Annotated in this window: 9 protein-coding genes; 3 read left to right on the plus strand and 6 right to left on the minus strand. The window is 37.1% G+C overall.

From position 1 onward, the window contains the following. Nucleotides 1-268 precede the first annotated feature (268 nt). Entirely contained in the window at nt 269-2,077 is a 1,809-nt protein-coding gene (locus CPS_RS20065) for an acyl-CoA dehydrogenase C-terminal domain-containing protein (protein ID WP_011045205.1), read from the minus strand. Between the two features lie 293 nt (nt 2,078-2,370). Here CPS_RS20065 and CPS_RS20070 point away from each other — a divergent pair, with 293 nt between their 5' ends. Further along, nucleotides 2,371-3,438: a hypothetical protein gene (locus CPS_RS20070; protein ID WP_011045207.1), complete on the plus strand. Its 1,068-nt coding sequence runs from the start codon at nt 2,371-2,373 to the stop codon at nt 3,436-3,438. A 71-nt stretch (nt 3,439-3,509) separates the two neighbouring features. Here CPS_RS20070 and CPS_RS20075 read toward each other — a convergent pair whose 3' ends face one another. The 3 genes from CPS_RS20075 to CPS_RS20085 all read right to left on the minus strand — a co-directional run bounded on the left by CPS_RS20075 (nt 3,510) and on the right by CPS_RS20085 (nt 8,510). Continuing rightward, entirely contained in the window at nt 3,510-4,439 is a 930-nt protein-coding gene (locus CPS_RS20075; RefSeq protein ID WP_011045208.1) for a Dyp-type peroxidase, read from the minus strand. Between the two features lie 212 nt (nt 4,440-4,651). Continuing rightward, the gene (locus CPS_RS20080) at nt 4,652-5,572 is read right to left on the minus strand and encodes an RT0821/Lpp0805 family surface protein (protein ID WP_011045209.1); all 921 of its coding nucleotides are present in this window, start codon (nt 5,570-5,572) and stop codon (nt 4,652-4,654) included. A gap of 7 nt (nt 5,573-5,579) precedes the next feature. After that, nucleotides 5,580-8,510, minus strand: coding sequence for an ATP-binding protein (locus CPS_RS20085; RefSeq protein ID WP_238383563.1), 2,931 nt, complete (start codon nt 8,508-8,510; stop codon nt 5,580-5,582). A gap of 313 nt (nt 8,511-8,823) precedes the next feature. On the opposite strand from CPS_RS20085, the gene CPS_RS20090 reads away from it, so the two are divergent. Then, nucleotides 8,824-9,717 carry a glucosaminidase domain-containing protein gene (locus tag CPS_RS20090; protein WP_011045211.1) on the plus strand — a complete coding sequence of 298 codons (894 nt, stop codon included), beginning with the start codon at nt 8,824-8,826 and terminating at the stop codon, nt 9,715-9,717. Between the two features lie 162 nt (nt 9,718-9,879). Here the strand turns inward: CPS_RS20090 and CPS_RS20095 are convergent, their stop codons facing one another. Next, nucleotides 9,880-13,104, minus strand: a complete 3,225-nt coding sequence (locus CPS_RS20095) for an efflux RND transporter permease subunit (protein WP_011045212.1) — start codon at nt 13,102-13,104, stop codon at nt 9,880-9,882. Between the two features lie 2 nt (nt 13,105-13,106). Beyond that, the gene (locus CPS_RS20100; RefSeq protein ID WP_011045213.1) at nt 13,107-14,339 is read right to left on the minus strand and encodes an efflux RND transporter periplasmic adaptor subunit; all 1,233 of its coding nucleotides are present in this window, start codon (nt 14,337-14,339) and stop codon (nt 13,107-13,109) included. 735 nt (nt 14,340-15,074) lie between these two features. Here CPS_RS20100 and CPS_RS20105 point away from each other — a divergent pair. Further along, nucleotides 15,075-15,929, plus strand: coding sequence for a CvfB family protein (locus CPS_RS20105; protein ID WP_011045216.1), 855 nt, complete (start codon nt 15,075-15,077; stop codon nt 15,927-15,929). Nucleotides 15,930-16,088: the final 159 nt, after the last annotated feature.

The following is a 16,088-nucleotide window of genomic DNA, read 5'->3' on the forward strand; positions in this document are numbered from 1 at the left end:
TTTAGTGAAAAAAGCAACGATCTGTCAAGTGAGGAAAACGAAAAACGAGTATGGATACACTGGCTATAACACCAGTAAAATTAAGGCTTTCGAGGAAGTAGATGAAATTGTGGACTTTTGTGGCAAGTAATCCCAGAAAAGGACAAAAAAATAATTTTTTTACTGAAATGGTGTCTATTTTTAGCGACAGGGGTGATGAAGGTGGTGTTTAGGGGGCGCTTTTTCCCAAAAAGAAAAAGCGGCCCCTAACAGAGCCAATCATAGGTATTTAGAATAGCTCATCATCAATAGCAAACAAACATTCACAGCCTGATTTTGCTGATGCAATTAATGAAAGTCGACGTGGCAATAATCGAGTAAAGAAATATCGAGCAGTATGCACTTTACTTTGATAAAAATCTTCACCGCTTTCACCGTTGTTCTGTTGCTGTGACAAAGAAACTTGTGCCATTTTCGCCCAAACAAATGCCATCGCCGTATAACCAAAGACATGTAAATAGTCATTTGCCGATGCGCCTAATTCATTTATGTCATCTTGTGACTTAGACAATAAATCAGTCGTTAACTCAGTTAAATCAGTTACGGCTGCAGCTAAAGGGGTAATAAATTCACTCATGGCTTGATCGTGTGAACAGCTTTCAATGAAAGTATTCACTTCATCAGTAAACACTTTTAGCATAGCACCTTTTGAACCAGCTACTTTGCGCATTAATAAATCCATGGCTTGAATGCCATTGGTGCCTTCGTATATTTGGGTAATTCGAGCATCACGTACTAATTGCTCTTGACCCCATTCACGAATGTAACCATGGCCACCAAAAACTTGTTGACCCGCAACTGTATTTTCAAAACCTAAATCGGTGAAAAATGCTTTGGCAATAGGTGTCATCAATGCTGCTAATGTTTCACCTTTAACTTGTTCTTCGCCTTCAGCATAAGTAGCGTAATCCAGTTGCATAGAAATATAACTAGAAAGCGCGCGTGATCCTTCATTCAGTGCTTTCATATTTAAAAGCATACGACGAACATCACCATGAACCATGATAGAGTCGGCTTCTTGATCAGGATTTTTAACACCATTAGTTTTACTATCAAGTGCTCGACCTTGTAACCTGTCTTTCGCGTACTCTAGCGCATTTTGATAAGAACGTACTGCAGCACTCAAACCTTGGATACCGACACCAATTCGTTCAAAGTTCATCATGGTGAACATACATGCTAAGCCTTTATTTAGTTCACCAATTAAGAAACCTTTTGAATCATCAAAATTCATGACGCAAGTTGCCGAGGCATGAATACCCATTTTATGTTCTATAGAGCCACAACTAACATTGTTATATTCACCAAGCGTTTCATCATCATTAACATTAAATTTAGGCACTAAAAATAGAGAAATACCACGAGGTCCAGCTGGTGCATCCGGTAATTTTGCTAAGACTAAATGAACAATATTTTCAGTAAGATCATGCTCACCGCCCGTGATAAATATTTTGTTACCCGTAATGCTATAACTACCATCATCTTGCGGGATAGCTTTGGTACGGATAATGCCAAGATCAGAGCCAGAATGTGATTCAGTTAAACACATAGATGCAGACCAATCACCCGCATACATGCGCGTTAAATAGCGCTCTTTTAATTCATCACTACCATGTTTTGCTAATGATAGTGCCGCACCTGCGGTAAGCACTGGATAAAGCGCAAAAGATATATCGGCGCTACACAACATTTCTTCATGCATCGCAGTTAACATTTTTGGCATACCCATGCCGCCATAGTTAACATCACCGCCAAGTGCAGTCCAGCCTCCCTCAGCATAAGTATTAAACGCTTCTTTATAACCAGGAGCAGTGGTAACGACACCATCTTTAAAACTCACACCAATTTCATCACCTTGACGAGCAATAGGATCAAGTTCTTGTTCAGCAATTTTGGCACATTCTTGTAAAATAGCTTGAGCTGTTTCTTTATCAACTTGCTCCGCTAATTTAGGTAGTTTTTGCCACATATCATCCGCTTTAAATACTTCATAAAGCAAAAAACTCATCTCTTTTAACGGAACTTTATACTCAGCCATGATGACTTCCCTTATTAAATTTTTATTTCTGTGTGGTAAACACACAATTAAAACACTTGTTTGAATAATAATGTAAATCATGAAAATGTAAAGCTATATCGAACAATAGCTCAGTATTTTTTACTTAATGGGAAGGTTATTCAGATAAATAATGGTATTTACTGGTTAGAACTTTGATCGCTATTTGTTATCATATTTAAAACTAAGTTAATGTGTTATTTAGGCTTTATATCCGTTATCAATCGAGATGCATGTTTCAGAATGCGAGAGTGATTCCAATGGTAGGGATAGATATGAAAATTAAGAAAGTGATAATAACTTTACTAACCTCTGTACTAGCGAGTAACAATTACGTGAGCATCGATTTACCTTATGCCTTTTTTAAAAAGCATCATCTTCCGTTAACGATAATGACCTTGCTATTAGTATTTATGACTAAAGCGCAAGCACAGCAATTGAGCTTTAGTAAAACTCAAGTAGACCAAGGGTATAACTTTCAATACCAATGGCTCGATCACACCAAAACCAAACAAGCTATTAGCTTTACCTTAAATCAAGATGGGTTATTTGAGCGCTTTAGGAATTTCAGAACTTACCAAGATAGTTACGCACAAAAAACGATTCTCAAGCGTATTAAGAAAAAAATGCAACAAAGCCCTATTCAGGGCGTGCAAATATTTTATCGACAACAACAAAATAGGTTTGTCATTGAAGCCAAGGGCTCAGATAGAGATAAAGTAGCGAAAGCTTATCAAACATTAGCTAGACTTGAGAATGAAGTCAGGCAACAGTATCTTGAGGATACCTATTATCAAACGTTTACCAATCATGAACAGATAAATGGTATTAAAGTAGATCATGTAAGTATTGCGAATAATTCGGTCATTGATTTAAAACCATTAAAGCCACTAATTTTAGATCATGTCTCAATTAAGAATATTCGAAAAGTCACCAACTACGTATTGGGTTTTGTACAGAGTATTCCTTATAACACCTTAGACTCTCGCCTGACTTCTTCCGGTGCGGGTTTTAATCCACCATTACAATTACTGTGGGAAAACCAAGGCGATTGCGATAGTAAAATGACATTAACTGCGGCGTTATTAAGGGCTTTGATGCCACGTATTGATATGGCTTTAATCTATATTGATGGTCATGCTTTTATTGGAATTAATATAGAGGGCGAAGCAGGAGAAGTAACGATTACCCATAATAAAGTAAAGTATTTGTTAGCTGAGCCTACGGGACCAGCGTTACTGCCTTTAGGTACGCTAGCCCCAGAGTCAGAGTTAGCTATTAATCAAGGGCACTATATTGCCCAAGATTATCATGTAGCTTTAGCTGAGCAGAAAGCTGAATAGACAATGGAGCCTAAAGAGCAGTCAGTAGACTAGGACATTTGTTCATAGTAACTACCTAAAAGAATAAAGGTTTAGTCAATATCTGCAACATGAGCAAGAAAGGTCAAACTCGGCGCAAAAAAAGCACTGCCCGTTTCGGCTTGGGTATATTTAAGTAAATGATCTGAATTACCATGCCCATCACCATGAATCATGCTTTTAAGCATAGTTTCAAAGGGCTTAGGTGACTGACAATACGACACAAAAAATAAGCCTTTACGCTTCATGTCGCCATAAGGCATGCTTTGCCTGACAATTTCAATACTATTTCCTTGCTCATCTTTAAGGCTGGTACGTTTAGTATGCGCAGTCAGTGCCTTATCTTCGCTATCATATTCAACGTTATCTAGTTTGGTTCGACCATAAACATCTTCTTGTTCATGTTCAGCCAGCGATCCCCAAAGTGTTAAATTATGTTGATACCGTTGAGTGTGCAAATAACTACCGCCAGTAAAGTTAATATCATCTTGCTCTTTAACCAAAGCGACTTCTCGACGATGTAAACCTTGAGGGTTTTCAGTACCATCAACAAAACCAGTTAAATCTCTGCCATCTAAAAATCTAAAAGCTTGTACTTGTTCAATTAATTCAACACTATCACCGAGTAACTCACACACCTTAGTGCTGACAATATGATTAACATCGGCGCGATCACTGCGAATTTCAATATAAATATCATAACTATTTGTCGGTGCAACTCTGTCATCACTATGCATTGCAGGAAATGGCGCTAACATCGCTGGACGTGCTTGGGGATAAAATTCATCCCAATAAGCATCACCAATAGCGACAACGCCAATAAGGTTTGCTTCTGAAAACTGATCAGAATAATTATCAAAAAGCTTGGGTAGACGAGAAATTGCCGCACGAATAAATGCATTCTTATCATCGAGTGCGTTAAATAATAGATAATTTCCATGAAGGTTTGGTTCAGCACAAATACCAAATTGTTCTCTAGCCATTTTCCATTCCTATTAGCGTATTTTATATGACAAACTTATATTGTTTGTATTGTACACAATAAATATTATTTTATACTACTTTCATTAAGTTTATGATCTTGTTTTACGTAGAGAAAATAAATTAGAGCGATACTTAGACTTGGATATTTTAATCCGCATAAGCGCACAGCAATTTAATAAAAGGGTTATTAGCTTACTTAGACGGTAACCACTTAAATCACCTTCCATAATCCTTTATCATTTATGCACATTAACTCTTTAAGTGTTTCTTTATCGTCGCCAAAGTGATTATTAAAAGTAATATTAATACATTGTTGTTTATTACGAGTAGCCTTTTTCCCCTTTATAATAGTGCCACGATTACCACTCTTAACATTTTGCCAAACCGACTTTGTTTGATTGCTGTCATTGAGTAATGCCACTACTTTTTCCTGCATTAATGCTACATCTTGAGCGGTTAAGTACTTAGCAGAGCGAGAGTCTGCATCGACAATACCTGTTAAGCCAGACACCACTTCAAATGGCAGGTTAATTACGCCTTTAAAAAAGCCAGATACTAAACCGCTACTCGCTTCTGAGCCAACAGTCTTAGCATCAACAATAGTATTTTCAATACGTGATAGGTACTCTGGAATATAACCTCTGGAGAGCTCTATTTCTTCAAGGTAACGTGTGGAATGCGGTCGCCAACGAGCGACTTCTTCAGTGGTATTATTGGTAGTTTTAACAACAGCATCAACACGTTTAAGTATCGCTGGCATAGACGCCTGTAGTTTTGCTACTTGCTGTTCAATGCTCGCGATTTGACTTAGTAGTGTTGGTAATTGCCTTGAATAATATTCGCTTTCAACTACGACTTGTTGCACCACAGGAAGAGAAGCCTCAACTTGCGATAAGATAGCGGGTGTTTGTTGAGCGACTAATTCCCTCACTTTACCCACTTCAATTCTGACCAAGGCGACTTCACTAACAATATCATCAACTTTCGGACTAACTAAATCGACTGTTTGTGTGGTCTTTTCAATAACACTGATAATGGCAGGCACATGCAAAGTTAACTTGAATAGAGACAAGGCTAAAAAAGCAATTGCTAAAGCAAGCAATGCCTGAGAATAAGAAAATTGTTTCACCATACGAATACTACTGTTGCTCAATCAAATTAATTTCATCAATCAAACAATGAGTCAATTCACCAATTAATAAGTGTGCTGGCTTATCTGTCATTGATTCTCTCTTAATTATAGTCTCTAACTCTTTTGCTGCTTGATTAAGTTCCACAAAGCCAAACATTTGTGCCGCCCCAGCTAAGCGATGTGCGAGATAAGAAATTTTCTTTATATCATCATTATCGCTATAGAGAATAAGGTCTCGCTTATCGTTACTGAGGTTGGCTTTAAATTCAGCGACTAAATCGCTTAAGTCAACTTGGGATAAGCTTTTATCCACTTTATTAACAACTTCATTTGCTGTCAAAGCATGCTCTGCTGACTTATTTTTTTGGTCAGTAAATAATATTTTTTCATTATGAGCAGTGAAGTACTTAGCAATAGTGGCAATAAAGAGTTTTCTTTCAATAGGTTTCTTTAAATGCCCAGTAAAACCTAACCCTAGGTATTGGCTAACTTCATGGGACATGGCGTTAGCGGTTAAAGCATAAATAGGTTGATTACAACCTAAAGCACGTAAGGCTTTAAAAGCTTCAACGCCATCCATTTCGGGCATTTGAATATCCAAGAGCACTAAATCGGGTTGATGCTCAACGCAAAGTTTCACTGCTTCCTTACCATTTCTGGCGACAATAACTTCTAGACCTAAACTCGTCAATAAACGAGCTATCAACCGTCGATTATCATCATGATCCTCAGCCAATAAGATTTTTCCGCTAAAGAATATTTCACTACATTCAACAGGCGGTAAATCAGTTAAGGTATTTACACTGTCGTCAGTATCATGTTGATAAGGTAGCGTTAAACAAAAACAACTCCCCTTCCCTAACTCACTGGTTACCTCGATATTTCCTAACATTAATTTTGCTAGCTGGTTTGATAAAGTCAGTCCAAGTCCTGAGCCGCCAAAACGCCTGCTGATGCTATTATCTGCTTGAGTGAAAATTTCAAAGACTTGAGCTAAATGCTCTTCACTTAAGCCTATGCCGGTATCAGTTACCGTAAAAACGAGTTCTTCTTTTTGCTGAGTAATACTTAGCATTACCTGACCGCTTTCAGTGAATTTAATCGCGTTAGCACATAAGTTAAGTAAAATTTGTTTTAACCGTAAACTGTCAATATGAATAATAAAAGGTGCAGGTAATTGATGCTCAATAGTAAAATCCAACTGTTTTTGTTGAGCTTGAGAGGTAAAGGTATGTGACAAATCTTGAATTAATTCAGCCAAATCAAGTGGCTGCACTTCTAGTTCAAATTTATTTGCTTCAATACGGCTTAGGTCCAAAATATCATTAATGAGTTCAAGTAAATGTAAACTATTGCCATGGATTACTTCAATATCTTCATGTACTTTATCTTTATCAATATCGTCATGGATAATGGCTTCCGCATGACCAACAATGGCAGTTAGCGGTGTGCGAATCTCATGACTCATATTAGCTAAAAATTGACTTTTAACTTGATTCGCTTTCTCTAATTCTATGGTCAAATCTTCAAGTTCATGCGTGCGCTGTTTTACCCGCAACTCCAACTCTTGTGTTAAGCGCTTTTCAAGGTAACGGCGATAGATAAAAAAGGCCACCACGAGCACTAATATTAGGGTTAAAATAATAATATTACGTTGCTGCTCGACTTTGGCTGATTGTAATATCTGCAGTTTTCTACGCTGTTCTAAATCGACTATTTTCTGACTAAGCTGCTCTGATTCGAATTCTGCCAACTTGTCATTCAGCATATTGTTCGAGGTAATTAGATAACTTTTCTCATAACGTTGATGTTCAGAAAGTGCCTTAATAAATTGTTGTTGACTGGCACTTATCAGAGACGAAATTGACAAATTTTCAGTAAGTAATGTTTGATAATCAATTTTTTGCCCTACCGCAATTGAGCGTTCAATGTATTGTTCCGCTTGTACTAGATCTCCAGAATAAAAGTAAGCTTTAGCAAGACTCTGTAAGCTTCCTGCATAGGCTTTTTGATGCCCTACTTCTTTACTAACAATTAACGCCTGTTGAGCATATAAAATGGCTTGTTCAACATCAAAGGTATCATTATATATTTCAGACATATTATGCAACTGTGAAGCGATATCATGCGTATAGTCATGTTTTTGAAAGTACGTTAAAGCCGCTAATATATTTTCCTTACCTAACTTGAATTGTCCTGAATGTTTATAAGCAATACCAATATCAGCTCTTGCTGATGCAATACCATAGCTATCATTCAACTGGATACGCTTATCAATAATTACTTTCAACATATCAATTGCGCTATCGTAACGCCTTAAGCTGATGAGAAGTGAAGCTATGTTGTATCTAACGTCTATTTGGTCAGCTTCATCGCCATATTGTGTATAGAGTGACTCCGCAAATTGATAATTTACTAAAGCTAAATCTGATTCACCCAAATAAGTATAAACAAGGGCAACATTATTAAATAAATTTGCTCGTTCAATCGCAAAATTATTTATATCATCAGCTTGGTTCGTCTGATAATAGACTAATGATGCTTGATAAGCCTTTAGTGCTGATTTTAATTCACCCTGATAATAATACAATATACCTAGCATCTTATGGGCTTGTGCTTTTAAGCTGAAATGATTAGATTCATGGGCCAATTCGATGGCGTTATTAACTGCATCGATACCTTGGTCATATTGATGTAAGGTAAACAGTACCTTTCCTTGATTAAGTGAAACTTCAGCCTTCTCACCAGAATCGAGTTCTGCTGATTTATAGAGATTTAATAACGCTTCTAACGCGGCCTTTTTATCTGCTTTTTTGTTAATCTCGATAAGCTTTTTAGTTAATTGGCTATCCTGTGCCCACGTTTTATCAACCGTTGTCAGACTTGCCACCGTTAGTAAAAAAAATAGCAATATTATTTGTGTTAGGCGTTGCATCATCAGGTATTTAAAGCTCAACTTTCGCTATCATGGGATACTGAATCTAATGAGCAGTATTAAGGGACATTATTTATAGCATTAATTGCTATTAAAAAACATCATATCAATAAATCGTCTTTGCAAAACTCATAATTTCACTATAAAAATCAGATCTAAAACAAAGATAATAGGCACTGCTTTTGTAAAAAATCAAGCCATTAGTTGCATTACTTTCAATCCAAATCTATACCTACTTGATAGCATTTATACCAATCAAACTAATTTATTGATCAGATTAGTGTTTACTTCAGTTTTCTCTATTAAGGATAGCTCTATGATTAAAACATCGGTCGCATTGATACTTGTGCTAACAAGTATCACCAGCCTACTTACTGATGCATATGACGGAAAAAATCAATTTGTCGAAGTCGAAATTCGATCTTTAGATGGCTTAATGTCCTTATTTAAAAAACACCATTACACCAGTAACGATTGGAAAAATGGTGATAGAGAAGTACCAAGGTTAACGTTCGAAGGCGTTAGTGAGCAATGGAAAGAAACGTCGAGTAAAATTCCCGTCAAACAAAAGAAGCAGGTGTTTTTTCGCTTAATGGCACCTTTAGTTTTAATGTCTAATGAAAATATTCTCGCAGAACGCAACATTGTAAAGTCAGCGCCGTTGTCATCGAAAACATTGCTTAAAATAGCTAAGAAATATCGTTTAGTTAACAATGAAAGCTTAAGTTTAACGAGCAAACAACGTCAACAATTGTTGCAACAAGTCGATATTATGCCGCCATCTCTTGCATTGGCTCAAGCTGCAGAGGAAAGTGGCTGGGCTACGTCACGCTTTACCGAAGAAGGTAATGCTTTTTTTGGTCAGTGGGATTTTTCTGGAAAAGGCATGACACCTAAACAGCAACGTAAAGAGCTAGGTAATTATGGTTTAGCCCGTTTTGATAGTCCATTAGATTCTGTTGAGGGTTATATGCTTAACATTAATATCACTGGGGCTTATAAAAAGCTGCGTGTATTAAGGGCTCAGTTGCGCCAAGAAAATAAAGCTATTACAGGGTTAGAATTAGCAGGAACGTTAGATAAGTATTCTGAACGTGGACAAGCCTATATTGATGGTCTGCGATCGATGATCCGTTATAACAAATTAGAAGATGTAGATGAAGCTTATTTATCTGACACGATATTGATTAAGCTTATAGCCCCCAAATAACGTCAGTGAGTTATTACTAGACAGAAAGACTAAAGCAATTTAAACCGCAATAAAAAAGCAATGTTTGGCAACATTGCTTTTGATTGTTCGAACTTAAAGTTTACTCAAGCTTTAGCTTCATTGTCTAACGTTAGTGCTTAACACTAACGATTAACCCAGCGATTAATTTGAAGCTAGTTCTTTAGCCGTTACAGCTCCTTCAACAAGTTTTTTATTTTTATTACGAGAAAATACCTTTTTTATGTCCTCGATAATTAAATACAAACTTGGTATTAGTACTAAAGTAACCACTGTGGCAAATAACACACCAAAGGATAATGATACCGCCATAGGAATCACTATCTGTGCCTGGGCACTGGTTTCAAAGAAAATGATAGGTACTAAGCCAATAAAAGTAGTAATTGAGGTTAACATGATAGCGCGAAAACGCTTGGTTCCAGCATGTATTACTGCATCTTTTAAACGCTCACCACGCTGTCTTGCCTTATTAACAAAGTCGACCATGACTAAAGAGTCATTAACTACCACACCTGACGCAGCGGCAATACCAAACATGGATAACACACTTAAATCCAAGCCTAAGATCATATGACCAAATACCGCACCAATAACGCCAAAAGGGATTACGGTTAAGATCATAAGAGCTTGAGAGTATGACTTTAACGGTATAGCCAAAAGCGAAAATATAATCATAATCGAAATCATTAGATCACGCATTTGTTCTGCTGCACCATCCATTTCTTCCTGAATTCGACCGGATACTTCACTTTTTACCGACGGATACTTTCTAAGTAGGTCAGGAATAAAATTATCACGAACATCTTTAGCGACTTCAAAAGGTTCAACCTGCTCAGCATCAACAGATGCCCATACATTAATAGTACGATTACCATTTTCACGACGAATGCGAGTAACACCATCGGTCAAATTAATTTCAGCTAACTCAGATAAAGGCAATTCTGCACCATTAGGCGCCTGGATCATAACATCATCAACATGGCCAACACTGCTGCGCTGCTCAAGGGGATAACGCACCATAACCTTAACTTCTTCGCTATCTCGTAAAATACGCTGCGCTTCTAAGCCATAAAAACTATAACTAACTTGCGAAGCAATATCTTCCAGAGTTAAACCTAAGCTATAGGCTAAGGGTTTTAATGAGAACTGCACTTCTTTAGCACTGGTTTGACGAGAGTCATTAACATCACCGACCCCTTTAAGCGAATTAAGTTTAAGCTTCAGCTCTTGTGCTGCAGCCATTAGCTGAGCATCATCCTGACTTTCCAATCTAAAGGCTATATCACCATCATCACGACCACCGCCAAAGAAATTATCACTAATGGTTAGCGACTTAACACCAGGGTAATCAGGAATTGCTTTACGCCATAAATCGGCAAGTTCAAAAGTGTTGATAGCTCTTTCTTTTGGAATAACTAGCTTAACCATCACTTGGCCATTAGTTCTGCTACGTAACTCAACTTGCATATCGGCAATCATTGAATTTCCATACTGCTTTTCAATATCCTGATCTATTTTATGAATAATACTTTCAATATTTAGTAAGGTATTTAAAGTGGATTTTTCTGAAGCATCTATGTTCATTTCCACATTGATGCGAGGAAAATCATGAGGGATTTTAGGCTGACCAACATAACGCACTAAACCACCACCAAATAAACCGGCGCTCAGCAACATCAAACTAATAAAAAACATCAGTACAGCATATCGATATTCAATGAACTTTATTAAAGCGGGGCGATAAACATTTTCGATGAAGTTTTTTAACTTAGTATCAATCCAGGCACGAAGTCTATCCAGAGGGTTTCTCGGGTTAAACTTTTTCACTTTCATTTTAACTAAATGCGCCGGTAAAATAAGTTTGGATTCGATTAGTGAGAATATCAGACATAAAACTACCACCCCGCCAATGGCTTTGCCAAAGGCTGAAGATGGCCCTTCACCAAAGAGGAAAGGTAAAAATACAGCAATAGTAGTTAGTACACCAAAAGTTGCTGGCATAGCGACACGTTTAACACCACGAATAACATTGTCTGTGGTATGACCGTGCTCTTCTATTTCATCATGAGCACTTTCCCCCATAACAATGGCATCATCAACAACAATACCCAATACCAATATAAAAGCAAATAAGCTAATAACATTGATGGTGACACCAATAAACTCCATCGGCATAAATAATAAAGTACCTAAGAAACATACTGGCAAGCCCATCATTACCCAGAAGGCTAAGCGTACCCGCAAAAAGAGGGCCAACATCAAAAAGACTAATACCGCACCACTTTTCATGTTGTCTAACATCATATTCAAACGGCCATTGAGGTAATATGTTAAATCAACCCAGGTTTCCAGCTTGACACCTTGAGGTAAAACCGATGCTTTCTCATCAACATAGTTATTCATAATATCGGCAATCTTAGTAATACTTTGATTCTCTGAGGCACCGACAAAAATAGTGATTGAATTTTCGCCATTAAACTTAGAGTACTGTAACCCTTCTTCGAAACCATCATTGATGGTAGCAACCTCTCCTAACATGACTTTGGTGCCATCTTCTAAAGTAACAACAGGAATTTGTGCAAATTCATGGCCACGATAGGCTTGGTTTTCCACACGTAAGTTGATATATCCATTGGCAGCACGTATCTGTCCCGCTGACATATTGCGGGAAAAACTGCGAACCGCGTTAGCAACATCTCTGAAACTTAAGCCGTATTCACGTAATTTATCTTTACTTACTTCAACTGATATTTCATAAGCTAAGCCACTATATAGCTCAGAAATACTGATACCTGGTAGTTGCTGTATTTCATTATGAATTTTACGACCTAGCTCTTTCAACTCACCATTAGTTAAATCACCATAGAGCGAAATATACATCACCTCTTGACGAAATTTCTCTCGTTCGACCTTGATTCGCTCCATTCCTTCAGGAAAACTTGGAATAGCGTCAATAGCTGACTTTACCTCTTCCAGCACAACTTGTGGATCATAATCAAGTTCAACTTCAAACCAGCCGTTGGAGTAATTTCGATTAGAATATGTTATCACTCGCTTAAGACCTTGCACTGATTTAAGTGCTTCCTCAATCTTAATGGTAATACCTTCTTCAACCTCTTGGGGTGCGGCCCCAGGATATGGCGCTGCATATGAAATCCAGTTAAACTCTAGCTGGGGAAACATTTGTTTATTAATGGTTAGTGCCGTTAAACCGCCACCAATTAAGATAAAAACCATAAGTAGGTTGGCAGCGATAGTATTACGTGCAAACCAGGCAATAATGCCTTTATTTGTATCGATATCATCATGGGGACGATTTAAATTTTCACTGTCATTTTTTTCATTTGTTTTCAAGTCACTAGAACTCATCACTACTCTCCTGACTCTATATTATTCGCCATTTGAGTTTCACTTTTCTCAGTTTCGATGTCTTTTTCTTCCAATTGCAGAACATCAGAGGCTACAGCCAATTTCATACCATCTACAGGATAATCTAGCGCAGATACAATAAGTTGGTCACCATCTTGTAGACCATTAGTAACAATAACATCGCTGCCTTGCTGGCGAACAATGTCAATTACAGCATAATGTAATTTTGACTCGTTATCTAAGAGAGCTACTTTACCGTTTACCACTAAATAGCGAGGCACTAAGCTTGCTTGACTGATGTCATAACCCATAATTTTAGCATTCACGTAACTACCAAAGCGTAACGGTACATCACTGCTATCGCTTGAACTATTTAATAAATAAGGATCGTTAATTTCAGCCACTAAGTAACTCATGCGACTTTTGCTATCAATGACACCTTCACTGCGCGCTATAATTGCTTGCCATTGTGTATCTTGTCCTGCGTAAGTGCCAATAAGGTTAACTGGTGCATTAACACCTTGTTCAGTGGACTCAGTTTTAACTAAAAAGGCTAATTGATTATCCGCAACTGGCAAACGAATTTCTGCAGTTGCGGTACCCAATACATGCCCAATTTTACTACCAACACCAACAAATGAACCCAAACCAATATTCCGACTGTCAATCATTGCATTATACGGCGCACGAATTTCTGTGCGTTCTAAATTACGCTCAGCTCTTAAAACAGAGGCTTGTGCTGCTTTAACTCGAGCTAATTCTTGCGCTAATTGTGGTTTACGTAAACTCAACTCAGTTGGTGAAGTATTTGTGATTAGTTTCCACTCACGTTCAGCTACTTTACCTTGAGCAAGCTCTGTTTCTAATGCAGCTCTAGCCGTAGCCATTTTAGCTTGAGCATCAATTAAGGCAGCTTGATAATCACTCGGATCAATACGCGCTAATAGTTGACCTTCTTTGACAAAGCCACCCCGAACAAAAACATCATTCAATTCAACAATTTCACCATTAACCTGAGCAACCAATTCTGTTTCATATTTAGGCTTTACCATACCGTATGAGTTTACTTCTAGCGTCATTGGTGCAACGGATATATTTTGAACGGCAACGATAGGAGTTTTATCAACTTTCTCTTTTTCTTCTGGTGGTTTTTTCATATTAGAAAATATTGCCATTGCAGCAATGCCTGCAGCTAATATGACGATAGGTATAATAATTTGTTTTTTAGTGGCCACTTTTAATCCCTTATTTCTCTAAAAGTTTTATATTTTATATTTTATATTTGCTTTATTGATCGCAAACTTATCTTTATTTTAATAGCGCTAGAATAACCAATTCTTGATTACAAGTATTAACAAAGATGTAACTCAGTATTACAAGATGCACGCCAAAAAAGAGTAAAAAAGTATCACAACACAACTAAAAACATAAAATACAATTATTACAATGACTTGCAAGTAAAATTTTGTATCTTTATTTTTATAAACTTGTCCTTGGCGACAATTATATTTTTTGTTATTAGTCTTTTTCACTACTTCTTGAGCTGTTTCTCATCAACATTGTTAAAATCGCCACATATATACCCATCACCATTCAAAGAGCAGTATTTCAGTGGGAATTAGAATAACTTTAGGCAAGGAAGATAATTTAAGCATAGTTATTCTATGGTTTGATTGTTTAACGCCGTATAAAGCGATTTTAAACCCATCGAATAAGCGCTCGAGCAACATCACTTCGTCGTTGCTGTGATTTATTATGACGCTACATGGATGGTGTTATTTGAGAATGCAGGAGCAATTCTCCTGAATAACCATTATTTCATCACAGCGCCTTGAATTGAAATAGCTCAAGCACTCTGTAACATGCATAATGATTGGTAACGGGTATAGTAAGTGAAAATCGAATTGAAATCAGTGGGTATAACTTTTTGAATACGTTATAATGAGAAAAATTTCTCCACGGCTTTTTCCATGACAGATTCTCAAAATACAACACCAGCAACACTTGGTAAATTCAACCTACTCAACATTGTTGCCATGTTGGACAAAGGCGCATACCTTGATGGTGGAGACTTAGGTGAGATTCTATTACCTAAACGCGACCTGCCAGAAGCTTGTCAAGTTGGTGAAAAAATTAAGGTATTCCTTTATCTTGATTCCGCTGAAAGGCTTATAGCTACAACGACTACACCTTTAGCCCAAGTTGGTGAATTTGTCTCTTTAAAAGTTGTACAGGTGAATAAAATTGGTGCCTTCCTTGATTGGGGATTACCTAAAGATTTATTAGTACCTTTCACTCAGCAGCACTCTGAAATGGAAGTGGGTAAGTACTATCTAGTTAGAGTTTTTCTTGATCAACTTACTAATCGTATTGCCGCCTCAAGTAAGATAGATAAGTTTCTTGATATCTGGCCCGCAGAATACCAACAAGGCGATAAAGTAAACTTAATTATTGGTGGAAAAACTGATTTGGGTTACAAGGCTATTGTTAATGACCTTCATTGGGGCTTACTTTATGATAATGAAATTTTTCAGCATCTTAGAGTTGGCAAAAAAATTCCTGGCTATATTAAACAAGTACGTGAAGACGGCCGCTTAGATCTTCTTTTAACACGTGGTAGTAAAAATAAAGTTAATGATTTTTCTGAAAAGCTATTAGCGCATATTGCTGATAGAGGTGGTATCACGCCATTAAATGATAAAAGTGCCCCCGAATTAATTCAAAGAACTTTAGGGGTAAGTAAAAAAACCTTTAAAGCAACGGTAGGCAATTTACTAAAAAATGGAAAAATTGCTATTGTTAAAGAAGGTATAAAGTTAGTTTAAATAAATTAACTCGATAACGTTCAAGTAAAAAAAGAGGCTATAACATTGTTATAGCCTCTTTTTTTTACGCTAACTTTTGCTAAGAATATTAATACTACCAGTCAGACCAATTTATTATTCCGCTTGGTATTACTAATTATAGCCAACAGCATAATCTAT

The organism is Colwellia psychrerythraea 34H (assembly GCF_000012325.1).
Classification (GTDB): domain Bacteria; phylum Pseudomonadota; class Gammaproteobacteria; order Enterobacterales; family Alteromonadaceae; genus Colwellia; species Colwellia psychrerythraea_A.

Coding starts and splice junctions, on each gene's coding strand:
- CPS_RS20065 (WP_011045205.1), bottom strand. CDS start 2,077: ATGGCTGAGTATAAAGTTCCGTTAAAAGAGATGAGTTTTTTGCTTTAT.
- CPS_RS20070 (WP_011045207.1), top strand. CDS start 2,371: ATGAAAATTAAGAAAGTGATAATAACTTTACTAACCTCTGTACTAGCG.
- CPS_RS20075 (WP_011045208.1), bottom strand. CDS start 4,439: ATGGCTAGAGAACAATTTGGTATTTGTGCTGAACCAAACCTTCATGGA.
- CPS_RS20080 (WP_011045209.1), bottom strand. CDS start 5,572: ATGGTGAAACAATTTTCTTATTCTCAGGCATTGCTTGCTTTAGCAATT.
- CPS_RS20085 (WP_238383563.1), bottom strand. CDS start 8,510: ATGATGCAACGCCTAACACAAATAATATTGCTATTTTTTTTACTAACG.
- CPS_RS20090 (WP_011045211.1), top strand. CDS start 8,824: ATGATTAAAACATCGGTCGCATTGATACTTGTGCTAACAAGTATCACC.
- CPS_RS20095 (WP_011045212.1), bottom strand. CDS start 13,104: ATGAGTTCTAGTGACTTGAAAACAAATGAAAAAAATGACAGTGAAAAT.
- CPS_RS20105 (WP_011045216.1), top strand. CDS start 15,075: ATGACAGATTCTCAAAATACAACACCAGCAACACTTGGTAAATTCAAC.